Source organism: Staphylococcus auricularis (assembly GCF_051172115.1).
Lineage (GTDB): Bacteria > Bacillota > Bacilli > Staphylococcales > Staphylococcaceae > Staphylococcus > Staphylococcus auricularis_A.
The window spans coordinates 1-287 of the sequence record NZ_JBPIZN010000027.1 but is presented as its reverse complement, the minus strand read 5'-3'; the positions used below and the strand labels follow the sequence as shown (position 1 = coordinate 287).

At 39.0% G+C, this 287-nt stretch carries 1 protein-coding gene; it reads left to right on the top strand.

Features of this window, described 5'->3' with window-relative positions:
- Positions 1-287: Rib/alpha-like domain-containing protein (locus tag ACSBRB_RS10660; protein ID WP_435032731.1), on the top strand; the 287-nt coding region annotated here is incomplete at both ends.

Genomic DNA, 287 nt, shown 5'->3' with positions numbered 1-287 from the left:
GATGGTAAAGTTGTCGTAACACCATCAGAAAATATCAAACCAGGTACAACAGAAGATATTCCAGTTAAAGTTAAATATCCAGATGGTACAACAGATGATGCGCCAGCGAAAGTTACTGTAAAAGATACAGAAGCAAATCAACATAACCCAGGATATAAACCATCAACAACAACCCCTGGTAAACCAGTAGAAGTTGATCAAACTGGAGATAATAAATTACCAGACGGTACAGAATTTGAAATACCGGAAGGTAGTACTCCAGAAGGCTGGGAAGCAACAGTAGGAGA